General features: G+C 67.9%; 19 protein-coding genes and 1 tRNA gene. 5 read left to right on the top strand and 15 right to left on the bottom strand.

The window, feature by feature from the left end; all coding sequences use genetic code 11:
* On the bottom strand, positions 1-1,641 hold the full coding sequence (locus tag ACOGI4_RS07850) for a type I restriction-modification system subunit M (protein ID WP_419841122.1): 1,641 nt from the start codon (positions 1,639-1,641) through the stop codon (positions 1-3).
* A 162-nt stretch (positions 1,642-1,803) separates the two neighbouring features.
* Here ACOGI4_RS07850 and ACOGI4_RS07845 point away from each other — a divergent pair, with 162 nt between their 5' ends.
* The gene (locus tag ACOGI4_RS07845) at positions 1,804-3,042 is read left to right on the top strand and encodes a cytochrome P450 (RefSeq protein ID WP_419841121.1); all 1,239 of its coding nucleotides are present in this window, start codon (positions 1,804-1,806) and stop codon (positions 3,040-3,042) included.
* A gap of 41 nt (positions 3,043-3,083) precedes the next feature.
* Here ACOGI4_RS07845 and ACOGI4_RS07840 read toward each other — a convergent pair whose 3' ends face one another.
* Both ACOGI4_RS07840 and ACOGI4_RS07835 read right to left on the bottom strand, forming a co-directional pair.
* Positions 3,084-5,363 (bottom strand): arylsulfatase, encoded by a 2,280-nt coding sequence (locus ACOGI4_RS07840; protein WP_419841120.1) that lies wholly within the window; start codon positions 5,361-5,363, stop codon positions 3,084-3,086.
* A 63-nt stretch (positions 5,364-5,426) separates the two neighbouring features.
* On the bottom strand, positions 5,427-6,266 hold the full coding sequence (locus tag ACOGI4_RS07835) for a TauD/TfdA dioxygenase family protein (protein WP_419841119.1): 840 nt from the start codon (positions 6,264-6,266) through the stop codon (positions 5,427-5,429).
* 73 nt (positions 6,267-6,339) lie between these two features.
* Between ACOGI4_RS07835 and ACOGI4_RS07830 the strand changes: the two genes are divergently transcribed.
* Together ACOGI4_RS07830 and ACOGI4_RS07825 are read left to right on the top strand one after the other, a co-directional pair.
* A complete protein-coding gene (locus ACOGI4_RS07830) occupies positions 6,340-8,253 on the top strand; it encodes an alkyl/aryl-sulfatase (protein ID WP_419841118.1) in 1,914 nt (637 codons plus the stop codon).
* Between the two features lie 24 nt (positions 8,254-8,277).
* Complete coding sequence (locus ACOGI4_RS07825; protein ID WP_419841117.1) at positions 8,278-9,507, top strand: LLM class flavin-dependent oxidoreductase; 1,230 nt, start codon at positions 8,278-8,280, stop codon at positions 9,505-9,507.
* Here the strand turns inward: ACOGI4_RS07825 and ACOGI4_RS07820 are convergent.
* The 3 genes from ACOGI4_RS07820 to ACOGI4_RS07810 all read right to left on the bottom strand — a co-directional run bounded on the left by ACOGI4_RS07820 (position 9,458) and on the right by ACOGI4_RS07810 (position 16,414).
* Complete coding sequence (locus tag ACOGI4_RS07820; protein WP_419841116.1) at positions 9,458-11,743, bottom strand: xanthine dehydrogenase family protein molybdopterin-binding subunit; 2,286 nt, start codon at positions 11,741-11,743, stop codon at positions 9,458-9,460. The two genes, ACOGI4_RS07825 and ACOGI4_RS07820, sit on opposite strands and share 50 nt — an antisense overlap.
* Before the next feature lie 115 nt (positions 11,744-11,858).
* The gene (gene katG, locus ACOGI4_RS07815) at positions 11,859-14,000 is read right to left on the bottom strand and encodes a catalase/peroxidase HPI (RefSeq protein ID WP_419843111.1); all 2,142 of its coding nucleotides are present in this window, start codon (positions 13,998-14,000) and stop codon (positions 11,859-11,861) included.
* 68 nt (positions 14,001-14,068) lie between these two features.
* Positions 14,069-16,414, bottom strand: coding sequence for a heavy metal translocating P-type ATPase (locus tag ACOGI4_RS07810; protein WP_419841115.1), 2,346 nt, complete (start codon positions 16,412-16,414; stop codon positions 14,069-14,071).
* A 161-nt stretch (positions 16,415-16,575) separates the two neighbouring features.
* Between ACOGI4_RS07810 and ACOGI4_RS07805 the strand changes: the two genes are divergently transcribed.
* Complete coding sequence (locus ACOGI4_RS07805) at positions 16,576-16,800, top strand: hypothetical protein (RefSeq protein WP_419841114.1); 225 nt, start codon at positions 16,576-16,578, stop codon at positions 16,798-16,800.
* A 499-nt stretch (positions 16,801-17,299) separates the two neighbouring features.
* On the top strand, positions 17,300-17,893 hold the full coding sequence (locus tag ACOGI4_RS07800; protein WP_419843110.1) for a DUF6119 family protein: 594 nt from the start codon (positions 17,300-17,302) through the stop codon (positions 17,891-17,893).
* 189 nt (positions 17,894-18,082) lie between these two features.
* On the opposite strand, the gene ACOGI4_RS07795 is transcribed toward ACOGI4_RS07800, so the two are convergent.
* The 9 genes from ACOGI4_RS07795 to rapZ all read right to left on the bottom strand — a co-directional run bounded on the left by ACOGI4_RS07795 (position 18,083) and on the right by rapZ (position 24,416).
* The gene (locus ACOGI4_RS07795; protein ID WP_419841113.1) at positions 18,083-18,505 is read right to left on the bottom strand and encodes a DUF1330 domain-containing protein; all 423 of its coding nucleotides are present in this window, start codon (positions 18,503-18,505) and stop codon (positions 18,083-18,085) included.
* A gap of 172 nt (positions 18,506-18,677) precedes the next feature.
* Entirely contained in the window at positions 18,678-18,914 is a 237-nt protein-coding gene (locus ACOGI4_RS07790; protein ID WP_419841112.1) for a hypothetical protein, read from the bottom strand.
* Positions 18,915-18,963: 49 nt separating this feature from the next.
* Positions 18,964-19,048 (bottom strand) — tRNA-Leu (locus ACOGI4_RS07785).
* Between the two features lie 95 nt (positions 19,049-19,143).
* A complete protein-coding gene (locus ACOGI4_RS07780) occupies positions 19,144-19,983 on the bottom strand; it encodes a TIGR03560 family F420-dependent LLM class oxidoreductase (protein WP_419841111.1) in 840 nt (279 codons plus the stop codon).
* A gap of 10 nt (positions 19,984-19,993) precedes the next feature.
* Positions 19,994-20,221, bottom strand: coding sequence for a preprotein translocase subunit SecG (secG, locus tag ACOGI4_RS07775; RefSeq protein WP_419843109.1), 228 nt, complete (start codon positions 20,219-20,221; stop codon positions 19,994-19,996).
* Positions 20,222-20,274: 53 nt separating this feature from the next.
* On the bottom strand, positions 20,275-21,054 hold the full coding sequence (gene tpiA / locus ACOGI4_RS07770) for a triose-phosphate isomerase (RefSeq protein ID WP_419841110.1): 780 nt from the start codon (positions 21,052-21,054) through the stop codon (positions 20,275-20,277).
* Positions 21,055-21,115: 61 nt separating this feature from the next.
* Positions 21,116-22,324, bottom strand: coding sequence for a phosphoglycerate kinase (locus ACOGI4_RS07765; RefSeq protein ID WP_419841109.1), 1,209 nt, complete (start codon positions 22,322-22,324; stop codon positions 21,116-21,118).
* Positions 22,321-23,325, bottom strand: coding sequence for a type I glyceraldehyde-3-phosphate dehydrogenase (gene gap / locus ACOGI4_RS07760; RefSeq protein WP_419841108.1), 1,005 nt, complete (start codon positions 23,323-23,325; stop codon positions 22,321-22,323). The genes ACOGI4_RS07765 and gap overlap by 4 nt, the downstream gene beginning before the upstream one ends.
* A gap of 131 nt (positions 23,326-23,456) precedes the next feature.
* Positions 23,457-24,416: an RNase adapter RapZ gene (gene rapZ, locus ACOGI4_RS07755; RefSeq protein WP_419841107.1), complete on the bottom strand. Its 960-nt coding sequence runs from the start codon at positions 24,414-24,416 to the stop codon at positions 23,457-23,459.
* Positions 24,417-24,436: the final 20 nt, after the last annotated feature.

Raw genomic sequence — 24,436 nt, 5'->3', positions numbered from 1 at the left:
TCAGGCCCCAGCGGGTGGGTCGCTCGGCGGAGTGGCGCCGAATCCCAGTGCGGTGAGGTTCGCCTCGATCTGCTCGTCGAGCCGCGCAGCCTCGGCGCGCTGCTTGCGCCACTGCGCCGCAAGGCGCGACATCTTCTCCTCGAACGGCTCGCCGTCCTCTTCCTGGGGCGCAGCGCCGACGTAACGACCCGGCGTGAGCACATGCTGGTGCCGCCGCACATCGTCGAGGCTTGCCGACTTGCAAAAGCCCGGAACGTCGGCGTACTCGCCGCAGTCCGCTTGCCCCCGCCAGGCGTGGTACGTGTCGGCGATGCGGGCGATGTCGTCGGCAGTCAGCTCGCGACGGGTGCGGTCGATCATTCGGCCCAGCGTTCGGGCGTCGATGAACAGCACCTCGCCGTTGCGGCGCCGGTAGTCGCCAGCGCGGCGCCCCTTCGACAAGAACCACAGGCACACGGGTATCTGCGTGGAGCGGAACAGCTGCCCAGGCAATGCCACGATGCAATCCACCAGATCGTCCTCGACGATGTTCTTGCGTATCTCGCCCTCGCCCGACTGGCATGACGACATCGACCCGTTCGCCAACACGAAGCCCGCCGTGCCGCGTGGGGCGAGATGGTGCAAGAAGTGCTGCACCCACGCGAAGTTGGCGTTGCCCTTGGGAGGCAGGCCATACACCCAGCGCCGGTCGTCGCGCAGGCGCTCCTGGCCCCACTCCTTCACGTTGAACGGAGGGTTGGCGAGGATGTAATCGGCCCGCAGGTCGGGGTGGCAGTCGTGGTGGAAGCTGTCGCCGTGCGCGATCTGGCCTTCGATGGCCCGTATCGCAAGGTTCATCAAGGCCATGCGCCACGTGGTGTAGTTGGATTCCTGCCCGTAGATCGAGATGTCGGCACGGGCCTTGCCGCCGTTGCCGTTGCCGGTGGCGTGCGCAGCGATGAACTCCACCGACTGCACGAACATGCCAGCCGAACCGCAGCACGGGTCGTAGACGCGACCGCGATACGGCGCCAGCATCTCCACCAGCAGCCGCACCACCGAGCGCGGGGTGTAGAACTCGCCGCCCTTGCGACCCTCGGCCAGCGCGAACTGCTCGAGGAAGTACTCGTACACGCCGCCCAGCACGTCGGTGGCGTGGGCGTCGCCACCGCCAACTTGGATATTGCTCACCACGTCGACGACCTGGCCGAGACGGGTCTGGTCCAGCGCCGGCCAGGCGTAGTCCTTGGGTAGCACGCCATCGAGCGCAGGGTTCGCGCGCTCGATCGCATCCATCGCCTCGTCGATCAGGTGGCCGATGTCGGGCTGACGAGCCTTGCTCTGCAGCAGTTCCCAGCGAGCCTCCTCTGGCACCCAGAACACGTTGGCACGTCGGTACTCGTCGGGTTCGTCGAGGTCCGCCGGGGGCGGGACGCCAGAGTCGGCCAGGCGACCAGCCCTCGCCGCGGCCATCTCCTGCTCCAGCTCTTCCCGCCGCTCCGCGAACGCGTCCGACACGTACTTCAGAAACACCAGCCCCAGCACGACGTGCTTGTACTCGGCGGCGTCCATGCTGCCGCGCAGCTTGTCGGCCATCTGCCACAGCTCGCGCCGATAGTCCGAGGAGGCGTCGCCGCTGCCACGCCCGGTCGCCGAAGCCATCAGGCGACGACTGTACCGCCGGCCGGCAACCCGCTCTGCGTCCGCGCCATCGCCGCAACCGTCGCGCCGCCCTCGCGTATGCTCGTGCTCGGGCAGTTCTCGACCGTCCGACAACGAGCGGCGCGGTCTACGAACAGCAACCGTCGACGAGGGAGCGTAGCCATGACCGACACCAAGCCCGTTGAGGACTGGGCGACGGACTACGACATCTTCGATGCCGAGTACGTGCGCGATCCGGCGCCCGTGTGGGACGAGCTGCGCGGTCGCTGCCCGATCGCGCACACCGAGCGCTGGGGCGGGTCGTTCCTGCCCACCCGCTACGAGGACGTGCAAGCGCTCTCCAAGATGGTGCCAGAGATGTCGAGCAGCGACGTGCTGGTGACCACACCGCCGCCCGAAGTCGTGGAGGCGCTCCGAAACGACCCCGTCTACGCGAAGTACGGCACGGACGCGGCGCCCATCTCCGAGGATCCGCCGATTCACGGCTGGACCCGCCGCCTGCTGCTCCCGCACTTCTCGCCCCAGGCCGCCGAAACGCACCGCGAGTACACCCAAGCGCTGGCCGACCGGCTGATCGACGGCTTCATCGATTCCGGCACGGTCGACGGCGCCAGCCAGTACGCGCAGCAGATTCCGCCGCGGGTGATCGCCCACCTGCTGGGCATCGACGAGAGCCGCGTGGACGACTTCACCCACTGGGTGCGCTGCGTGCTCGAGCTGGGACTGGCCGACGACGAGCTGCGCCGCAAGTACCGGCTGGTGATCCGGGAGTTCTTCGCTGATGTCGTGAACGAGAAGATCGCCCATCCAGACGACGGATTCGTGTCGTCGCTGCTGAAGGGCATCGACCACGAGGGCAACCCGATCGACCCGATCATGGTCATCGGCATGCTCAACCTGCAGCTCATCGCCGGCATCGACACCACCTGGAGCTCCATCGGCTCGGCGCTGTGGCACTTCGGCACGCACCCAACGGACCGCGAGCGCATGGCCGCCGAACCTGAACTGTGGCCCACCGCCATCGAGGAGCTGCTGCGGTTCTACGCGCCGGTCACCATGGCCCGCCACGCGGCTGCCGACGTGGAGATCAACGACGTGACCATTCCCGAGGGCAGCAAGGTGCTGATGAACTTCCCCGGCGCGAATCGCGACCCGGCGGTGTTCGACCGGCCCGACGAGGTGATCCTGGACCGACCCCACAACCGCCACGTTGCGTTCGGCGCAGGCATCCATCGCTGCGCCGGGTCCAACTTGGCGCGCCTGGAAATGGATATCGCGCTGCGCACCTGGTTCCGGCGGATTCCCGACTTCGAGGTGAGCGAGCCCGACGAAGTCACCTGGGCAGGCGGCCAAGTCCGCGGCCCCCGCTACCTGCCGATTCGCTTCCCCTCAGCGGCATAGACGCAGCGCCACCCGAAGACGAGGGCGCTGGCGGTGCGGCGCTACTGGTCTACCAGCGCGTTCTCGGCTTCCACTGCGGCCGCGGCTCGCAGGTCGGCACGGTCGTCGTGCAGCCGGAACTCGACCCAGCGCAGCACTCCGGCAAACTCGTTGGGCCCGTCGTAAGCAGTGCTCACGGTGGGACCGAGATCGCGACCGACGTCCATGCCGTACAGGGACTGCCGGAAGGGCATCGTGGACAGCTCGACCGCGCCCAGCTCGACCGTGTGGCCAGCGGCACCGTCGCGCTGCCACAGCGTCGCCACGCCGGCGTGTTCGTCATGCTTGCGGTAGCGCACGCCGAGTTCGCATTCGCCTGAGGGCACGGGCCGGTCCGCCCGCACAACGTACGGCCGGCCGAGGCAGTTGTACTCGAACGTCAGGCGGCCGCCCTCGACGTAGAGCACCAGCCCGCCGCTGCGCGACCCGCTGGCCACCAGCACACCGTCCGCGCCCGAGCCGACATCGACTGGCGCGGTGTCCACCGACGCCACGATCTCGAAGGAGCGATTGCGCACGTCGGGCGCCTTGAAGCGGTCGAGATGCGGCACGCCGGCCGGGAATCGCTGGACAGCCTGCTCGGCGTCGGCGCCCGGTCGGCGCAGCACGAACAGCTCCACGCCGCGGTCGTCGAGCGGCAAGACGTTGTGCTTGTCGGCCTCGTGCCACCACAGCTCGATGAGTTCGCGCAGTTTGTCCGGGTGGGTCTGGGCCAAGTCGTGGATCTCAGCGAAGTCGCTGCGGGTGTCGTACAGGGCCCACTCGTCGGACTCGAACGGCGTCCCTTGACGGTGCATGGTGACGGCCTTCCAGCCGCCCGCGTAGATGGCCCGGTGACCGAGCATCTCGTAGTACTGGACCGTGCGAGCCGAGGGAGCGTGCGCAGCGGCGGCCTCGAACGTCGGCGCCATGCTCACGCCCTCCACCGGCTGCTGGGCGATGCCGCCGAACTCGGCCGGCGGGTCCACGCCCACCACGTCGAGGATCGTGGGCATCACGTCGATGACGTGGTGGTACTGGTCGCGAACACCGCCCGCGTCGGCGATCCCGCTCGGCCAGTGAACGATCAGCGGGTCGCGGATGCCGCCCTCGTAGGTGTTCTGCTTGTAGAAGCGCAGCGGCGTGTTGCCGGCCTGCGCCCAGCCCCACGGGTAGTTGTTGTACAGGTTGGGTCCGCCGATCTCGTCGATGTGCGGCATCATGTCGGCCACCTCGGCTCGCCGGCGGTTGAAGAACACGTTCTCGTTGACCAGGCCGTGGCGTCCGCCTTCTTGGGAGGCGCCGTTGTCGCTCAGCAGCACGATCAGCGTGTCGTCGAGCAGCCGGGCCGACTCCAGCCAGTCGATCAGCCGTCCGATCTGGTCGTCGGTGTGGTCCAGGAACGCGGCGAAGGCCTCCTGCATCCGGCAGTAGAGACGCCGATGGTCCGCGTCGAGCTCCGCCCAGGGCGCCACCCCCGGATTGCGCGGAGACAGCTCCGCGTCTGCGGGCACCACGCCGAGCGCCTGTTGGCGCGCGAACCACCGCGCCCGCACGATGTCCCAGCCGTCGTCGAATCGGCCTCGGTACTTGTCCAGATACTGCTGCGGGGCCTGGTGCGGGGAATGTGTGGCGCCGAAGGCCAGGTAGGCCAGGAACTTGCGCGACGGCGCGGTGGCCTGCTGCGCAGCGATCATCGAGATGGCCTGGTCCGCCAAGTCCTCAGAGAGGTGGTAGCCGGGCCGGCTCGGCGGGTCGACCGGATGATGGTCGATGACCAGCTCCGGCGAGTACTGATCGGTGGCGCCGCCGAGGAAGCCGTAGAAGCGGTCGAAGCCACGACGCAGCGGCCAATGGTCGAACGGCCCCGCCGGCCCGCAGTCCTCCAAGTTGGCCAGATGCCACTTGCCCAGCGCGAACGTGGCGTAGCCGTGGCCCGACAGCACCTGCGCGAACGTGGCGGCCGACGGCGCGATCACCCCGCGGCAGTTGGAGAAGCCGGTGTCCACGTTCGACAGGAACCGCATGCCGACCGAGTGGTGATTGCGACCGCTGAGCAGGCACGCCCGCGTGGGCGAGCACAGCGCCGTGGTGTGGAAGTTGGTGTAGCGCAGCCCGCCTGCCGCGAGCCGGTCGATGTTCGGCGTCTCGATGTCGCTGCCGTAGCAGCCCAGATGCGCGAACCCGGTGTCGTCGAGCACGATCACCACGACGTTGGGCGCGCCTTGCGGCGGTGCCGGCCGCGGCGCCCAGCTCGGCTCTCGTTCGGCGGCAGTGATACGGGGGCGTGCGCGATCTCGCATTGCCTTCGTCTAGCACGACGACGGTCTCCGCAGCGTGCGAGCCGCCGGAAGGCGCTGCCGGAACTACGCGGCCAGCGCGCAGCCCTTGAGCGTGATCCGATGCATCAAGCGGGACTCGCCGCGATAGTCGTTCAACGCCTTGTGCCACGTGCAGCGGTTGTCCCAGATCGCCACCGAACCCGGCGCCCACCTGAACCGATAGGTGAACTCGACGCTGGCACCGTGCTCGAACAAGAACTCGAGCAGCGGACGGCTCTCGTGTACGGTCCACTCGTCGAAGCGGGTCGTGAACGAGCGGTTCACGTACAGCGCCGCTCGGCCGCTCACCGGATGGGAGATGACCACCGGATGCACGACGTCGGGGCCGAAGGGGTAGCTGTCCTTGAAGCGCTCGTTGCGCTCGGACTCGGGCAGCTTCGACAGGCCCACGCCGAACGCCTCGTACGAGGAATGCACCGCCCGCAGTCCGCCCAGCGTGGCCTTCATGCCGTCCGACAACGCTTCATAGGCGGCGTACATGGAGCTGAAGGCCGTGTCGCCGCCGCGCGACGGAAGACGGCGCGCCACCAAGATGGAGCCGAGCGCCGGCGCAGTCTCATAGGAGTGGTCGGTGTGCCACGCCTCACCGATCACGTAGGCGTTCTCGGGGCGGGTGCGCACCTCGGCAATCTCGGGGAAGTCCTCGTTGGGAGCGAAGAACGCATTGGTGTCGATCTCGCCCAGCGAGCGGGCGAACGCAATGTGCTCAGCCGGCGACAGCTCCTGGCCGCGGAAGAACAACACTCCGTGCTCGCCGAGCGCTTCGATGAGGCCGCGGCCCTCGGCCGCCCCGATCTCGCTGAGGCGAATGTCCGAAACGAAGGCGCCCAGCGCCGCACCGGTGGGCGTCACGGTGAAGCTCATCTGCTGAGTTCTAGCCGCTCTGCGCCCGCGAGTCAACGAAGCCGCCGCGCCGACGTTCTGCTAGAGATTGGCTGTGCCCGCAGCCTCGAACTCCAACACTGCCCGCGACGACGAGCCGCCGCAGCCCAAAGCGCCCACGGACGTCACCGTCGCGGCCAACCGGGCGGCGGCCGCCGCGATGATCTCCTTCGACGATCCGGGAGATTTCGAGCGAGCCTCCCGCGGGTTGATCGCGCAGCTCGACGACGGCAGAGTCACGATGGACGATCACGTCGTGTACGACGTGGCCCGTCACGCCTTCGTGAGCGAGTCCCCGGACGCGCCGCCCTCGGTGCATCCCGGACTGTGGCGCCAAGCCCGCCTCAATGCGCGCCACGGCCTGTTCGAAGTCGCGCCGGACGTGTGGCAGGTGCGCGGCTACGACATCGCCAACATCACGTTCCTGGCCGGCGCCGACGGCTGGCTGATCATCGACCCGCTCACCAATGCGCCCGCGGCCGCGGCTGCACTGGAGCTGGCCAACCGCACGCTGGGCGCGCGGCCCGTGAACTCGATCATCTACACCCACTCCCATGTGGACCACTTCGGCGGCGTGCTGGGCGTCACCAGCGCCGAGGCCGTGGCCCGCGGCGACGTGCAGATCGTGGCACCCGACGGGTTCCTCGAAGAAGTCGTGAGCGAGTTCGTGATCGCCGGGCCGATCATGGGTCGGCGCGCCGCGTACCAGTTCGGACCGCTGCTGGCGCCCGGTCCCCGCGGCCATGTGGACTGCGGCCTGGGCACGACAGTGGGCATGGCCCGCTCCGACCTGCTGGCGCCCACCGACACCATCGAGCACACCGGCGAGGAACGCACGCTCAGCGGCATCAGGATCGTCTTCCAGTACACGCCCGATGCCGAGGCCCCCGCCGAGATGAACTTCTGGTTCCCGGACAAGCGGTTGCTGTGCATGGCCGAGAACTGCACGCACACACTGCACAACCTGTACCCCATCCGCGGCGCTCAGACGCGTGACGCGCTCGCGTGGAGCAAGTACATCCAGCAAGCCATCGACCTGTGGTGCGACGGCACCGAGGTCATGTTCGCCAGCCACCACTGGCCCCGATTCGGCAACCCAGACGTGCGGGCGTTCCTGTCGATGCAGCGCGACGTCTACCGCTGGATGCACGACCAGACCATGCGTCTGGCCAACCTGGGGCGCCGACCGACCGAGATCGCCGCGCAGCTGGCGCTGCCCTCGGAGTTCGACCAGTCGCACGTCCGCGGCTACTACGGCACGGTGTCGCACAACTGCCGCTCGGTCTACAACCGCTACCTGGGCTGGTACGACGGCAACCCGGCCAACCTGGATCCGCTGCCGCCGGCCGCAGCGGGCGCCAACTACGTCGAGTTCATGGGCGGCGCCGACGCGGTGCTGGAGCGGGCCCGCGAGTGCTTCGACCGCGGCGAGTACCGCTGGGTGGCCGAGGTCGTCAACCATGTGGTGTTCGCGGATCCGTCCAACCGGACAGCCCGCCTGCTGCAGGCCGATGCGCTCGAGCAGCTCGGCTACCAGTCCGAATCTGCCACGTGGCGCAACGCCTACCTGATGGGCGCACAGGAGCTGCGACAGGGGTCGCCCACGTGGCGCCGGGTGCCGACACGCGACATGTCCGGCGCGATGACCGCCGAGCACTTCATCGACGTCATCGGCGTACGGTTCGACCCGGACGCGTTCACCGCCGGGCCGTTCACGATCAATCTGCATCTGAGCGACCTGGGCGAGCACCACGTGCTCGGCGTGGGACGCTCAGCGATCCATCATCGAGCACACGTCGCCGACCCGGACGCGGCAGCTTCGGTGCGTACCGACCGGGCGACGCTGGCCGCCGCGCTCGACGATGCCGATGCACTGTCGGGTGCCGAGATCGACGGCGACGCCGAACTCGTGTACTCGCTGCTGGGCAGTCTCACCCGCCTCGCTCCGGCAGCGCTCATCGAGCCGTGAACGCGCATCGGTAGCGTCGCGGCCGTGAGATTCGCAGCATTCCTGGCACCGCATCACCTGCCCGGCGAGAGTCCCGCACTGCAGTTGCAGCGGGACCTGGACCTCGTGGTACACCTCGACCGGCTGGGCTTCGACGAGTTCTGGTGCGGCGAGCATCACTCGACCGGCTGGGAGACCATCGGCTCGCCGGAGATGTTCCTCGCTGCCGCCGCGGTGCGCACCGGGCGCATCATGCTGGGAACCGGCGTCACCTCGATCCCCTACCACCACCCCTTCAACGTCGCCCAGCGCATCGTCCAGCTGGACCAGATGAGCTTCGGGCGGGCGATGCTGGGCACCGGGCCGGGTGCGTTGCCGTCCGACGCCCACACGCTGGGCATCGACCCGATGGTGCTGAGAGATCGCCAAGACGAGGCCATTCCGGTCATCCAGCGGCTGCTGGCCGGCGGCGAGCGCTTCACCTATGAATGCGACTGGTTCCAGATGTACGACGCGAAGCTGCAGATCCTGCCCTACCAGCGCCAGATCCCGATGGCGACGGCGTCCATGATCAGCCCGTCGGGCATGACGCTGGCAGGCAAGCACAGCCTCGGTGTGCTGTCGGTCGGCTCCATGTCCACCGAAGGCTTGGCATCGCTGCCGCTGCAGTGGAGCTTCGCCGAGGACGCCGCCGCGAAGCACGACGGCACGGTGAACCGGGCGGACTGGCGGGTGATGTTCAACTTCCACGTTGCACGCACACGGGACCAAGCTCGCCGCGACGTCGAGCACGGCCTGCTGCAGTGGCACAACGACTACAACGTCGCCACGCTGCAACGTCCGGGACTCCAGCCGTTGTCGTCGACGGCCGAAGCGATCGACTTCTACGCCAACCCGGACACCTCAGCTGGCGTCATCGGCACGCCGGACGACCTCATCGAGAACATCCTGCTGATGCAGGAGATCACCGGCGGATTCGGCGTGATGATGGGGTTCGTGAATGACTGGGCCGAACCCGAAGCCATGTTCCGCAGCTGGGACCTAGTGGCGCGGCACGTCATCCCGGCGGTCAACGGTCAGCTGGCCCCGATGGTCGAGTCAAACGAGCATGTGATTGCCAACCGGGAGTACTTCGACCGCGCCGGCAAGGCGATCTTGGCGAAGATCTTCGAGAATGAGCGAGCGGCCGCAGCGCTGGAGGGCGCCGGTACCCCCAAGTCTGGCTTCACGCCGCCGCTGAACGCTGCAGAGCCCGCCAGATCTTCTCCGGGGTGAGCGGTAGATCGAGATGCTCGACGCCATGCGGCGACAGCGCGTCGAGCACGGCGCTGTGGATCGCGGGCGTGGCCACGACCGTGCCCGACTCGCCGATGCCTTTGACGCCCAGAGGATTCAGCGGCGACGGCGTCACCGTCTCGTGTGTCTCGAAGAACGGCAGCTCTGCGGCTGAGGGCATGGCGTAGTCGGCGAGGCCGACGGTGATCGGGTTGGCGTGGTCGTCGTAGCGCATCTGCTCGTACAGCGCCGCGCCGACCGCCAGCGCCAAACCGCCGTGTACTTGCCCGTGCGCCAGCACCGGCTGCAAGATCACTCCGGCATCGTCGACGCTGAGCAGGCGCCGAAGAGCGACCTCGCCGGTCGCGGCATCGACCTCCACCGCCGCGACGCAAGCGCCGAACGAGAACGAGCCCGCCCCGCCCTCTGGCCGGAAGTGATGCTCGGCACGCAGCTCGCCCTCGGCAGCCAGATCGGACCAGCCAAGCGAGCGGGCCGGCGTTCCGATCACGTGCAACCGGCCGCGATCGGCGTCGAGCACGATGTCGCCGGGATCAGCTTCGAGCAGCGCCGCGGCACGCTCACGGGCTGCTGCGACCAGCTTGACCGCGGCACCGTGAGCCGCTGAGCCTCCGAGCTGCGCGGAGCGGGAGCCGATGGTGCCTCCGCCGACGGGCGAGCGATCCGAATCGTCGTGCGAGATGACCACCTGCGCGGCGTCGAGGCCGAGCTGCGTGGCCACGACGGGAGCGAACGTCGTCTCGTGACCTTGACCGTGAGGCGACGTTCCCACCACCACCTCGACGGTGCCGTCTTCGAGCAGCAACGCCGTCGCGCGCTCGCCTTCGCCGCCGCCGGTCACCTCGGTGGTGCAGCTCACGCCGATGCCGAGCAGCGTGTCGCCGTCGCTGTCGCCGACTCCGGCTGATCGGCGAGCGGTCTGCTCTGCCCGCAGGCCGTCGTAGTCGGCCAGCTCTGCTGCCATCAGCAGTGCATCGGTGTAGTTGCCGCTGTCGTAGGTGGCACCCACAGCCGTGCGGTAGGGGAACCGGTCCGCGGGCACCAGGTTGGCGAGTCGCACCTGCAGCGGATCGCGGCCGATCGCCGCAGCGAACCGATCCACGGCTCGTTCGATTGAGCACGCGGCCTCGGGGCGACCGGCGCCCCGGAAGGCCACCGTGGGGGTGGTGTTGGTGACCACCGAAGTGCCGCGCAGTGTGGCGTGCGCGATGTCGTAGACGCCGGTGCCGCTGTTGCGCAGGTTCGTCGTGACGTTCGTGCCCATCGCCGGAAAGGCCCCGCTGTCTTGGAGGGCGTCCACCGAGTAGGCCACGATGGTGCCGTCGAGGTTGCCGCCGATGCGGACCCGGTGACGTGATGCTCGCCCATGGCCCATCGCCAGGGAGGCCTCCGAGCGGGTTTGTGCCCAGCGAATCGGTCGGTCCAGCCGGCGTGCCGCCCACGCCACCACGACGTCTTCGGGATAGCAGCCCCAGCCGCCCTTGGCGCCGAAGCCGCCGCCGACGTCGGGCGAGATGGCCCGCACGGTGCCGTGTTCGAGGCCGAGCAGCGTCTCGATGACGTGCTTGGCGCCCGCCGGTCGCTGCGAGCACACCCAAGCGGTGCAGCGACCGTCGGGACCCCAGCGCGAGGCGCCGGACAGCGGCTCGATGGGGTGCGGACCGAGCCGCGGATGCCACAGGTCGAACTCCACGGTCACGTCGCAGCCGTCCCACACCTCGCTCGGCAGCTCGGCAAGCTCCCAAGCCAGTGCCACGTTGGTGCCGGCGTGCTCATGCACCAAGGTCTCGCCGGCGAGACTGGCATCGAGGTCCACCACTGGCGGCAGCGGCTCGTAGTCCACGACGACCAGCTCGGCGGCGTCCACGGCAGCGGCGCGGGTCTCGGCGACCACCACGGCGATGGGCTCGCCGACGAAGCGGACGGTGTCGGCGGCCATCAGGGGCCGCCACAGATCGCGGTTCATCGACGGAAGCCGCGGCGGGAACGGCCAGCCGTCCACCTCGGGCCCGAGATACACGGCGACCACGCCGTCGGCCGCCCGAGCCTCGGTGACGTCTACCGAGGCGAGCCGCGCGTGGGCCTCGGCCGAGCGCACGAAGGCGGCGTGCGCGGCGCCGGCCAGCTCGGGGACATCGAGCCCGTCGATGTAGGTGCCGCAGCCTCGCAGCAGCGGCTCATCCTCGCGTCGACCGTCGAATCCCGATGTCGTCATGGCCGCAACGTAGTCTCAGTGAGTTCGTGCCACCCTTGGAGGCACGTCACGTCGGCGTCAGACCGAATCGGTCTCGGACTGCATCGGCTTAAGCCTGCATCGGCTGCAGAATGGGCTATCGCAGATCGAAGCGGTCGAGGTCCATCACTTTGGCCCAGGCTGACACGAAGTCGTCCACGAACTTGGCCTCGGCGTCGTCGCAGCCGTAGACCTCCGCAATCGCTCGCAGCTGCGAGTTCGCACCGAACACCAGGTCGACCGCGCTGGCCGTCCACTTGAGCGCGCCCGAGACGCGGTCGCAGCCGTCGTAGACATGCTCGGCGTCCGCGGCCTGCCACTGCGTGCTCATGTCGAGCAGATTCACGAAGTAGTCGTTGGTGAGCACACCGACACGGTCGGTCAGCACTCCCATCGACGAGCCTCCCGTGTTGGCGCCGAGCACCCGCATGCCGCCGACCAGCACCGTCATCTCCGGCGCGGTCAGCGACAGCAGGCTCGACCGGTCGATCAGCATCACCTCCGGCCGACGCTTGTCGGCAGGCCGCCAGTAGTTGCGGAAGCCGTCGGCGGTGGGCTCGAGCACGGCGAACGAATCAGCGTCGGTCTGGTCTGGTGTGGCATCGGTGCGGCCAGGCGAGAACGGCACCGTCACCTGGTGTCCTCCGGCGCGGGCTGCCTGCTCGACAGCAGCGCACCCGCCGAGAACGATCAGGTCGGCCAAGGACACTCGCTTCGCACCGTCGTGCGCGTCGTTGAACGCCGCTTGGATGCCCCCGAGCACGGCGAGCACGTTCGCCAGCTCGGCTGGGTCGTTGACTTCCCAGCCGTTCTGCGGCGCCAGCCGGATGCGGGCGCCGTTGGCACCGCCGCGTAGATCGCTGTCGCGGAACGTGGACGCCGATGCCCATGCCGCCTTCACCAGTTCGGGGACGGACAGGCCCGCGTCGAGGATCGTGGATTTCAGCGCCGCGACATCGTCGTCGTCCACCAAGTCGTGGTCGACGGCAGGCACCGGGTCCTGCCAGATGAGCTCCTCATCGGGGACTTCCGGGCCGAGGTAGCGCGCCACCGGGCCCATGTCGCGATGGGTGAGCTTGAACCAGGCTCGGGCGAACGCGTCCGCGAACTCGTCGGGATGCTCCAGGAAGCGCCGCGAGATCGGCTCGTAGATCGGATCCATCCGCAGCGACAAGTCGGTGGTGAGCATCACCGGAGCGTGACGCTTCGACGGATCGTGTGCGTCGGGCACGGTGCCGGCCGCGGCGGGATCGGTCGGCACCCACTGGTGCGCGCCCGCCGGGCTGCGGGTCAGCTCCCACTCGTAGCCGAACAACACCTCGAAGAACGTGTTGTCCCACGACACGGGCGTGGGCGTCCACGTGCCTTCGAGGCCGCTGGTGATCGCATCGCCCGCCTTGCCGCTGCCGAACGTGCTCGTCCAGCCGAAGCCTTGCTCCTCCAGGGCGGCGCCTTCGGGCTCGGGGCCGACATGCACGTCGCCGTCGGCGGCGCCGTGGGTCTTGCCGAAGGTGTGGCCGCCTGCGATCAGCGCGACCGTCTCCTCGTCGTTCATGGCCATGCGCGCGAAGGTCTCGCGGATGTCTCGGGCTGCGGCCAGCGGGTCCGGCGTGCCGTTGGGTCCTTCGGGGTTGACGTAGATGAGGCCCATCTGCACAGCGCCGAGCGGATTGGCCAGGTCGCGCTCCCCGCTGTAGCGCTGGTCGTCGAGCCAGACCGTCTCGGGACCCCAGTAGATGTCCTCCTCGGGTTCCCAGACGTCCACGCGGCCGCCTCCGAAGCCGAACGTCTCGAAGCCCATGGACTCCAGCGCGACGTTGCCGGCCAGGATCATCAGATCGGCCCAGGAGATCTTGTTGCCGTACTTCTGCTTGACCGGCCACAGCAGCCGGCGGGCCTTGTCCAGGTTGGCGTTGTCGGGCCAGCTGTTGAGCGGTGCGAACCGATGCGTGCCCGAGCCGCCTCCGCCACGCCCGTCGTGGACGCGGTAGGTGCCGGCGCTGTGCCACGTCATGCGGATGATCAGCGGGCCGTAGTGGCCGAAGTCGGCCGGCCACCAGTCCTGCGAAGTTGTCATCACCGCTGCGAGGTCGGCCTTGACGGCTGCGAGTTCGAGGTTCTCGAATGCCGCGGCGTAGTCGAACCTCTCGCCGTTGGGATCGATCAACGGGGAGTTCTTGCCCAGCGGGCGAAGGTTGAGCTGCTCGGGCCACCAGCGCTGGTTGGCCAGCGAGCCCATGTAAGCCTGCTCGTGCAGTACCGGGCAGCTTCCGCCCGAAGGTGTCGTGGTGGAGGTGCTGTCGTCGCTCACTGTTGCTCCTTGCTGTTAGGTACTGGGCTGTCGAGTATTGGGCTGTCAAGCACCGGGCGCTCACGTACCGGACTTCCCTGTGCTGAACTGCCCGGTTCGGCGCTGCGGTGTTCTGGGGGCGATCCGTGGCCAGTGTACGTCCGGCCCAGGGTGAGCTCGGGCCGCGACGTCCAGGATGCTGGCTGTGGCGAAGGCGAGGTCAGTACCGGCAGATGACGGCTGCCGCGGAACCGCCGCAGCCGAAGACTGTTGGTGACCACGAACAGCGACGACGCCCCCATAGCGCCGGCGGCCACCATGGGGTTCAAGACGCCGAATGCCGCCAGCGGGATAGCTGCTGCGTTGTAGACGAACGCCCAGAACAGGTTGCCCCTGATGGTCGCGAGCGTCCGACGCGCCAGCCCGATCGCATCCACCACGCCCCGCAGGTCGCCGCTGACCACCGTGAGATCGGACGCCTCGACGGCCACGTCGGCGCCGGTGCCGACGGCGATGCCCAAGTCGGCTTGGGCAAGTGCAGGGGCGTCGTTGAGACCGTCTCCCACCATCGCCACTCGCTTGCCGGCGGCTTGCAGTTCCTTCACCGCTGCGGCTTTGTCGTCGGGGTAGACCTCCGCTATCGCCGAATCGATGCCGACTTCGGCGGCTACGCGGTGGGCGGTACGTCGGTTGTCGCCGGTCAGCAAGGTCACCTGCAGCCCTTGCGCCTGCAACGCTGCAACCGCCGCAGCCGACGTCGGCCTGACGCGGTCGGCGACCACCAGCACGATCTCGGCGCTGCCGCCGCGGCCGGCGAGCACAGCGGTTGCTCCTGAGGCCTCGGCGTCTGCGGCGAGCGCTTCGACCGATGCCGCGACATCGTGGAACAGGCTGCGGCGGCCGACACGTATCTCGACGCCACCTACCGAGGCCGTCACGCCCACGCCCGGAGTGAACTTGATGTCGCGAGCGTCGGGCGGTCTGTCGACCGATCCGGCGATGGCCACAGCGATGGGATGGCTGGACAGCGTCTCGGCTGCTGCGGCCAGACGATGCACTTCGTCGCGCTCAGCGGACGGGAGCGTTCCTGCACGTACATCGGCGAGTGTCATGGCGCCCTCGGTGACCGTGCCGGTCTTGTCCAACAGCACGACGTCGATCGACCGGGTGTCCTCGAGGACGTCTCCTCCCTTGATGATCACGCCGAGCTGGGCACCGCGCCCAGTTCCCACCAAGATCGCCAGCGGTGTCGCCAATCCGAGCGCGCACGGGCAGGCAACAATCAGCACTGCGACTGCAGCGCTCACTGCTGCGCCGCCAGCTTCGCCAAGCAGCAGCCACGTCGCCAGCGTCACGATGGCGACGGCCATCGCGACGGGAACGAACACCGCCGACACCCGATCGGCGAGCCGCTGCACTTCGCCTCGGCCGTCTTGGGCCTGACTGACCAGACGGATGATCTGGGCCAGCACCGTGTCGGCGCCGACACTGGTCGCTTCCACCACGAGCACGCCGTGGGCGTTGACTGTGGCGCCGATCACCTCGTCGCCGGGCCCGACCTCGACCGGCGTTTCCTCGCCGGTGACCATCGACGCATCGACAGCGGATCGCCCGTCAATGACGACGCCGTCGGTGCTGATCCTATCCCCGGGGCGCACCACGAAGCGCATCCCAATGGCCAGGTCGGCAATCGGGATCTCGCGGCCGTCGACCAAGCGGGCGGTGCGCGCACCCAGAGCGGCGAGCGACCGGATGGCGTCGCCGGCGCGGCGGGTAGCCCGAAGCTCCAGCCACTTGCCCAGCAAGATCAGCGTGACGATCACCGCACCCGTCTCGAAGTAGACGTGACCGTCGCCGACGCCCGCGACCGTGACCGCCGCCGACCACGCCAACGCCGACAGGGACCCCAACGACACCAGCGTGTCCATCGTCACGCTGCGCTGCCGGAGATTCGCTCCAGCCGCCCGGTGAAATGGCCACCCCGCGCCCACGATCACGCCGCTCGCCAGCATCGCCGCCGGCCACTGCCAGGCGCGGAACTGCAAGGGCGACAGCATCGAGACCACCACGACCGGCAACGTCAGCACTGCGGCGACTGTCAGCCGGACCGAGAGTTCACGAAGGCGGCGCCGCTCGGCAGCTTCGGCGTCGCCTTCAGCAACCGCCGAGTACCCCAGCGCGGCGACCTCGGCCGCGAGACCGGCCATGTCGAGCGATCCGTCGTGAACCACGGTGGCCCGTCGCGTGGCGAAGTTCACCTGCGCTTGCGCGACGGCGTCCAGCTCGTCGAGACGGCTGCGGATCCTGCTCGCGCACGCAGCACACGTCATGCCGCCGACAGCGAACTCGGACCGGGCAGTCACAGCGCCCACCACCCCACACTACGCGCCCGCGCAGCGATGTCCGCGTCTCGCGCCAACCACTTTGCCCACCGCAGCTATGTCTGCAGAGGGCTTTTTCTGCACAGGCCTCGGTTGCCCACCGCTGTCCATTCCTGCCAAGCACACGAGAGTATGCTCTGGTCATGGCTGCCGCACATGTGACGGTGTCGCTCGAAGCTGAGCTGGCGGAAGCTGTGCGCGAAGCCGCCCAAGCCGACTCCCAAGACGTCTCCGCATGGATGACCGATGCCGCTCGTCGTCGGCTGGCCAGCCGCGGGCTGCGTGATGTCCTAGCTGAATGGGAAGCCACGCACGGTCGCCTCTCCGAAGGCGAGCTTGCCGCCGCCCGCGCTCGCACAGAGGAGTGACTGCTGCGATCGTCCTCGATACAGGTGCACTCATTGCGCTCGATCGCAATGACCGTCAGATGTGGGCAGTGCTCCGAGTCGCAGCCGATGCCGGCAGGTCGGTCTATGTGCCTGCTGGCGTCATAGCCCAAGCTTGGCGAGATGGCTCACGCCAGTCGTTGCTTTCGCGAGCACTGCGGTACTGCGAAGAGGTCCCACTCGACGGCGTGGCTGCTCGAGCTGCGGGCTTGCTGTGCGGGCAGGCTGCGACTGCCGATGTCATCGATGCATCTGTTGCGCTGACTGCCAGCATGCTCGCCCGATTCGAGTCTCCGTCAGTCTTCACCTCCGACCCTCATGACATCACACACCTCGTCCACACGCTGGGTGCAAGCGTCCGGCTCGAGTCGGTCTAGTCGCTCGGATCGCGCAAGTCGCCGTGAGCTTGGTCCCCACAACGATCCGCCAAGCCATCCACCTGCTCGCGAACCAAATCCGTCATGGATGAACCGGTGCTTACATCGCTGCGTCATACCGCGACCTTCTTCAGAGCGCCGACGGCGGCAACCCGGCCATGACCAAGGTCAAGCCGTGTCGGATCAATGCCGCTGACACATTGAGCGTGCCGCTTGGCAAGGAGCCAGAAACTATAGTGAAGGATCTCGATACAATCGCCAACATCCTCGGCGAGCCTTCTAAACCTGAACTTAAGGCGCTGGGGCAATTTGTTCTCGTCACGGCACCGGACACAATTGGTGCATTGACATCCAAGCTAAAGGCCGCCATCAACAATCCAGTAAAGGAGAGAATTGCGGTCGACTGGCCCCGCGAGAGAATTCACGACAACGGCACTCCCGCTGCATACAAGCTGACTGGGTTCAGGCGGCGTATGGTTAGACTGTACCAGCAATTGTGTCAATCTACACCTGATGCAGGCAGGTATGCTCATGTGTATCGCGATAGATTTCCCTCGGTTACGCTCGGCATGGCTCGATCAAAATTTGTGAGCTCTGCCGAACTCTATAGTTTTAGCCAAGTGACGCTGACCCGCCTTGATGTTTCTCTTGCTGAGGCAGGCATCAGGTTAACTGTGGTGCCGATTAGGCGCATCTGATTGACGCGAAATGAGTATGACGGGAACCGCCGCCAGCAGACGCTGCGTATAACGGTGGGCTTGCGCGGCGCAGGTCCTCCTTCGACAAGCTCGCCGTTCGACATCACGCCGATGCGGGCGCGTAGGTGCCCTACTACAGCCTAGGCGTGCGCGATGAACAAGTACGACGCGTCAACTATCGCCTCGTGCTCACTCCCGGACGAACAGTGCGGTCGTCTCGATGTTGAGCTGACCGGCCAGCCCTGCTGTGCGGTGCACTGCGGCTTCTTGCCACTCAGGCGACGATGACATTGCCAGCAGCGCCGCCCGGTTCGGATACTTGGCGATTGCAATCTCGTCCCACAGTTCCTCCACCTGTCCGAGCGACAGGAAGGTCACTCTCGCCGCGAACTGGACTTCGCCGCCGTACTCGCCGATGAGCCTCGAAACTGCCCGCCCGTACCGCTGATAGGCCTCGAACCCGGTCAGATCAGTCTCGCGCCCGTCTTCGTACTCCGCCTTGTCCTTGAATTTCAGAAGATTCACCATGTAGATCGGTCCGTCGGGGCCTGGCTGCATCATCTCGTCGATACGCGCCTGGCTCGTCGGCATGACCTCGTTGACAACTTCCATCAGTTCACCATCCTGTCGTTAGCGCGGGTACCATCAGTAAAGTACCATCAGTAACCTAGGTATGTGGGCATGCATGTTCGGCAAGTCCCGCGCAGCTAGTCCTAGGCGCCGAGGTGGAAGGCTCCGCGGGGCAGGACCCGCTACCGCTTCCCCACGTCCAGGTCTCCGGCGATCAGTTGGACATCGGTGTGCGGTTTGCTCCGCAAGCTTCGCCGCGTCGCTGCAGGCGGTAGTCGCGGAACGAGTCGGCGCCGACGAAGGGATCGATCACGACGGTCTCGCCGCATTCGACAGCCTTGCCGCCGTGCCGAAGTCCGTCCTCGCGACCAGACTGGGCCGGCTCGCGGTCCACGGACGCCAACAGATCTGCGCGGCTCTCGAGGCCATGGCCGACTGCTGAGAGCCCCACGTTTCTTTCGCGAATGCACCGATGCCGGAGGCACGACCGCCGGCGAACGTGTCGGAGGGGGGAATTGAACCCCCACGCCCTTGCGGGCACTAGATCCTTAATCTAGCGCGTCTGCCTTATTCCGCCACTCCGACAGGAACCCTGACCACCGGCCGCCGAGCAGCCCATGGGGGGCACGTCAGCATAGCGGCGCTGCTCGAAACAGCTCAGCCGGCAGCGCAGGTGAAGCTCATGCCTTGCCGATAGCGGTGGCCAGCGCTTCAAGGTGAGCCGGGTCCAGCTCGCCGCGCCAGGACCACACGACGACGTCGACGCCAGCGTCGAAGAACTCCTGCGCTCCGGCAACTGCCGCCCGAAGGTCGCCGTCGGTCTCGAAGCCGAGATGGACCGAGCGGGCAATGGCGGACTGGTCGCGCCCCGCCCGCTCGCAGTGCGCCCGCAGCACCTCGTCGAGCTCGCGCCACGCAGCCACGTCTGCGGGGAACGTCATGTCCCATTGATCGGCGTACTTGGCCGCAGTGTGCAGCGTCCGCAGGCGACCCTGGCCGCCGATGACGACGGGGATGCGCTCCTGCAGCGGCTTGGGCTCGCACCAGGCGTCGGTGAGCTGGTAGAAGCGCCCGGAGTGGGTAACCGAGCGCTCGGTCAGCAGCCGGACGATCACCTCCATGCCTTCTTCGAGCCGGTCGGAGCGGTCACGCAGCGGCCCCAGCTCGATGCCGTAGGCGTCGCTCTCCATGAAGTTCCAGCCGGCGCCCATGCCTAGCTCGAAGCGGCCTCCTGAGATGTGGTCCAGCGTCGCTGCCATGTTGGCCGTCACTGCCGGGTGGCGGTGATGCATGCCGTTGACCATGGCGCCGAGGCGCACCCGCTTGGTCGCCTGAGCCAACGCTGCCAGCATCGTCCAGCCCTCAAGGTTCGGTCCGTCGTAGGGCGGCGCCAGCGGGTAGAAGTGGTCCCAGTTCCACGCAGACTCGAAGACCTCGATCTCATCGGCGGCCTGCCAGATGGCCAAGTACTCCGGCCAGGTGCCGTGGTGCGGCGGCGTCTTGATGGCGTGACGTCCCATGCCGGCGCCGTTATGCGAGCAGCAGGCCGAGTATCAGCGTCGTGAAGCCGAACGAGACGGCGACCACGACGGTGATACGACTCAGGTTCTTCTCCGCGACCGTCGAGCCCGCAGCGGTGGAGCCCACCGTGCCGCCGAACATGTCGGACACACCGCCGCCACGTCCGCTGTGGAGCAAAACCAAGCCGATCAGACCGAACGCAGACAGCAGATGCACAGCACCGACGAGCCAGACCATCACGCACGCCCAGACTACCGGCGCGCAGCGCCAGCCATGCTCGCGGCGAATCTCTAGGCGGTGACGTCGGCGGCGGCCCGGACGATGCGGGCGAACTGCACCGCGTCCACCGACGCCCCGCCGACGAGCGCGCCGTCGAGGTCGGGCTGCGCCAGCAGCTCAGCCGCGTTGACGGGCTTTACCGAGCCGCCGTACTGAATCCGGACGCGCTCGCCGGCACCTCGGCGCAGCCCTTCGATCACGTTGCGGACTGCAGCGCACATCTCCTGCGCATCCTCGGGCGCAGCGGTGCGGCCCGTGCCAATCGCCCACACCGGCTCATAGGCGACCACCAGATCATCGAAGCCGGCCTTGGTGAGCTTGGCGAGGCTGCCCCGCAACTGTGTGCTGACGACGTCGACCGCACGACCGGACTCTCGTTCGTCGAGGTTCTCCCCGACACAGACGATGGGGGTCATGCCCGCCTTGGCGACGGCGGCCGCCTTCGCCGCAACGATGTCGTCGGTTTCGCCGAACAGGGCGCGGCGCTCGCTGTGGCCGACGATGACGTAGCGCACGTCGAGCCTGGCGAGCATGGCGGGCGACACCTCCCCGGTGTAGGCGCCGTGGCTGCGTTCATGGCAGCTCTGCGCTCCTAGCTTGAACTGCAGGCGATCCGCGTCGATGACGGTCTGGCAGCTCCGCAGGTCGACGAAGGGCGGGTGAACGCTGACCTCGACCTGGTCGTAGCGGTGGCGGGCCAGCTCGTAGCTCAGCTTCTGCAGCAACTGGATGGCCTCCAGGTGATCGAGGTGCATCTTCCAGTTGCCTGAGATCAACGGCACCCGACTCATCGCGTGTCCTCCATCCTCGTTCGAGAGCCGCTCCAGGCTGGATTGGTCAACATTGTGCTGGTCACCGCGGCGTCGATTCTCGCAGAGCAGCCAGCCCAGGCAGATCGCCACGCTCGATGAGCTCGAGACCCGCCCCTCCCCCGGTCGAGATGTGGTCCATGTACGGGGCGATGCCGAACTGGGCCACCGCTGCGGCGCTGTCCCCGCCGCCGACCACGGTGAACGCCCGCGAGTCGGCCATCGACTGCGCCACTGCACGGGTCCCGGCCGCGAAGCGCTCGTCTTCGAACAGCCCCATGGGGCCGTTCCAGAAAACTGTGCGGGCACCGGCGATCACGTCGTCGAACTCCGCAGCCGAACCCGGGCCGATGTCCAGTCCGCGGCACCCGTCCGGCAAGCTGCGGCCCATCTGACGCACCGTCCCGCCGGCGTCCACAGCCGTGATGTCCACCGGCAGCACGATGTTGGCGCCGCTGTCGAGCAGCCGACGGCACGTTGCGACGAAGTCGGTCTCGCAGAGCGAGTCGCCGATCGGGTGTCCGAGTGCCGCGAGGAACGTGAAGCACATGCCTCCGCCGATGAGCAGCGTGTCGACCACAGACGCCAGCGCCTCGACCACGCCGAGCTTGTCGCTCACCTTGGCGCCGCCCAGCACGGCTACGAACGGCCGCTTCGCTTCGTTGCGCAATCGCCCGAACACCTCGGCCTCTCGGTGCAGCAGGCGGCCTGCGGCACTGGGCAGATGCCGCGGCGGGCCCACAATCGAGGCGTGCGCTCGGTGGCTGGCGCCGAAGGCATCGTTCACGTATCCCTCGAAGGGCGCCGAATCAGACGGCGAAGCGGACGGTGACGCAGGCGACCCGCCACGGAGCGGAATGCCCAGGCGCCCGCTGACCAGCGCATCCACGAAGGCAGGGTCGTTGGCGGTCTCGCCGGGGCTGAAGCGCAGGTTCTCGGCCAGCCCTGATTCGGGGGCGAGCTGTGCCAAGCGCTCGGCCACTGGTGCCAGCGAGCAGCGCTGGTCGAACCGGCCGGCGGGACGCCCGAGGTGCGAGCATGCAGTGACGACCGCACCCCGCTCGCTCAGCCATCGCAGCGTCGGCAGCGCTGCCCGAATGCGCAGGTCGTCTGCGATCTCGGGCTCGCGGTTCGCACCGTCGCGCAGCGGAACGTTGAAGTCGCAGCGAACGAGGATGCGCCGACCGTCGAGACTGCCGAGCCGCTGCTCGAGGTCCTCAAGTCGCGGCAGGCTGCTGGCGGCATCGCTCATCGGTTGCAGGCGATCTCCACGAGATCGACGAGCCGGTTCGAGTAGCCCCACTCGTTGTCGTACCAGCCGAGCACCTTGACCATGGTGCCCATCGCCATCGTCAAGCCGGCATCGAACACACAACTCGCCGGGTTGCCCACGATGTCGCTGCTCACGAGCGGGTCTTCGGAGTACTCCAGGACGCCGGCCAGCGGGCCGCCGGCCGCTGCAGCAGCAAAGGCCTCGTTCACCTCCTCGACGCTGGGGGCGGCGTCCAGCGTCGCCGTGAAGTCGGTGATCGAGCCGTCGGGGATCGGCACCCGCAGCGACGTGCCGTCGAGCTTGCCTGCCATCGAGGCCAGCACCAGGCCGGTGGCGCGGGCGGCGCCGGTCGAAGTCGGAATGATGTTCACTGCCGCAGCACGCGCCCTGCGCAGATCGGCGTGCGGCCCGTCCACCAGCGACTGGTCGCCGGTGTAGGCGTGAATGGTGGTCATCAGGCCCTGCTGGACGCCGAATGCCTGGTCGAGCACCTGCACCATCGGCACGAAGCAGTTCGTGGTGCAGCTTGCATTCGAGATCACCGTGTGCGCTGCGGGGTCGAAGTCGGCATCGTTCACGCCCACCACGATGGTGGCGTCTGCGCCGGATGCCGGTGCCGACACGATGACGAGCGGCGCGCCCGCATCGAGGTGCGCTGCTGCGGCTGCACGCGAGGCGAATCGGCCGGTGGACTCCACCACGACGTCCACGCCGAAGTCGGCCCACCGCACGTCGGCCGGATTGCGCTCGGAGAGCACCGGCAGCACGGTGCCGTCGATCTCGATACCGCCTTCGACGGTGGCGATGTCGTGCGGCAGATTGCCGAGCACCGAGTCGTACTTGAGCAGATGGGCCATGGTGGCGGTGTCGCCGAGATCGTTGACCGCCACGACCTCGACCTCGCAGCCCTGGCGGTCTGCTGCCCGATAGAAATTGCGCCCGATCCGGCCGAAGCCGTTGACGCCCACGCGCACGCTCATCTGGTGTCGTCCTCTTCGCCTTGTGCGGGCCCGGGCCCCGCAGACTGCTTGCAAGCCCTGCCCGTTCCGTCGCTAGCTGTCTAGCGGACGCACAGCGGCTTGTGGGTGAACGGCGTCACTGCGCACCACGACTAGCGGGCGATATCGCGGTGACGACACGCCGGCTCTTGGGCCTCGTCGAGGACCAGACGTGCCACGTGCTCCGCAATGGCCACGCTGCGGTGGCGCCCGCCGGTGCAGCCGAACGCGATCGTCAGGTACGACTTGCCTTCGTTGCGATACCACGGCAGCAGCTCCTGGAGCATCGGCACCAGGTGCGCGAGGAAGACGCCGGTCGCGGGCTGTGCCAGCACCCATTCGCGCACGCTGGGATCCAGGCCGGTGCGATGCCGCAGCTCTGGCACCCAGTGCGGGTTGGGCAGGAAGCGGCAGTCGAAGACGAGGTCGGCATCGGGGGGCACGCCGTGCTTGTAGCCGAAGGAGGTGACCGCTGCGCGCATGTGAGGATCGTCGCCCGGCGTACCGATCTCCTCACGCACCCGGTCACGCAGCTCATGGACGTTCAGATCGCCCGTGTCGATGACGACATCGGCGATGCCGCGCACGTCGGCGAGCAGCTCGCGCTCCAGCTCGATGGCATCGATGACCGACTCCGCCACCGGCTCTGGGCTCGACGGCCCAGCATCGGGCGGTCCGGTATCCGAAGATCCGGCATCCGACGGCCGGCTGTGGCGGACGGCGACCGGCTGGTCGCCGGTGTGCAGCGGGTGACGCCGTCTGGTGTCGTCGTAGCGCCGCACCAGCACCGCGGTCGGTGCATCGAGGTACACCACGCGCACCGACGCGTTGCGCTCGCGCAGCTGGCGAATCGCCGTCACCAGGTCCTCCCGGTACTCGCGGGTACCCGCCACCAGCACCACCCGGCGCAGGCGAGCACCCGGGCGAGCCACCATGTCCGCCACGTCGCCGATGAGATGAGGCGGCAGGTTGTCGATCACGAACCAGCCCACATCCTCGAGCGCATTGGCCGCAGTAGAGCGGCCGGCCCCTGACGATCCGGCCACGATGACGAATTCCGGCCCCCCAGCCACGGGTCGCAGCGTATGGCCGC

This window comes from Candidatus Poriferisodalis sp. (assembly GCF_965205175.1).
Lineage (GTDB): Bacteria > Actinomycetota > Acidimicrobiia > Acidimicrobiales > Poriferisodalaceae > Poriferisodalis.
Note: the sequence above shows the minus strand (reverse complement) of the source record. Positions and strands in the feature narration are given on the sequence as shown.

What these genes read in the sequence shown, in the direction of transcription:
- gap (WP_419841108.1), bottom strand. Translation starts at nt 23,325, where the DNA reads ATGAGCGTGCGCGTGGGCGTCAACGGCTTCGGCCGGATCGGGCGCAAT.
- ACOGI4_RS07835 (WP_419841119.1), bottom strand. Translation starts at nt 6,266, where the DNA reads ATGAGCTTCACCGTGACGCCCACCGGTGCGGCGCTGGGCGCCTTCGTT.
- ACOGI4_RS07845 (WP_419841121.1), top strand. Translation starts at nt 1,804, where the DNA reads ATGACCGACACCAAGCCCGTTGAGGACTGGGCGACGGACTACGACATC.
- ACOGI4_RS07850 (WP_419841122.1), bottom strand. Translation starts at nt 1,641, where the DNA reads ATGGCTTCGGCGACCGGGCGTGGCAGCGGCGACGCCTCCTCGGACTAT.
- katG (WP_419843111.1), bottom strand. Translation starts at nt 14,000, where the DNA reads ATGGGCTCGCTGGCCAACCAGCGCTGGTGGCCCGAGCAGCTCAACCTT.
- tpiA (WP_419841110.1), bottom strand. Translation starts at nt 21,054, where the DNA reads ATGAGTCGGGTGCCGTTGATCTCAGGCAACTGGAAGATGCACCTCGAT.
- secG (WP_419843109.1), bottom strand. Translation starts at nt 20,221, where the DNA reads ATGGTCTGGCTCGTCGGTGCTGTGCATCTGCTGTCTGCGTTCGGTCTG.
- ACOGI4_RS07840 (WP_419841120.1), bottom strand. Translation starts at nt 5,363, where the DNA reads ATGCGAGATCGCGCACGCCCCCGTATCACTGCCGCCGAACGAGAGCCG.
- ACOGI4_RS07820 (WP_419841116.1), bottom strand. Translation starts at nt 11,743, where the DNA reads ATGACGACATCGGGATTCGACGGTCGACGCGAGGATGAGCCGCTGCTG.
- ACOGI4_RS07780 (WP_419841111.1), bottom strand. Translation starts at nt 19,983, where the DNA reads ATGGGACGTCACGCCATCAAGACGCCGCCGCACCACGGCACCTGGCCG.
- ACOGI4_RS07765 (WP_419841109.1), bottom strand. Translation starts at nt 22,324, where the DNA reads ATGAGCGATGCCGCCAGCAGCCTGCCGCGACTTGAGGACCTCGAGCAG.
- ACOGI4_RS07805 (WP_419841114.1), top strand. Translation starts at nt 16,576, where the DNA reads ATGGCTGCCGCACATGTGACGGTGTCGCTCGAAGCTGAGCTGGCGGAA.
- ACOGI4_RS07795 (WP_419841113.1), bottom strand. Translation starts at nt 18,505, where the DNA reads ATGGAAGTTGTCAACGAGGTCATGCCGACGAGCCAGGCGCGTATCGAC.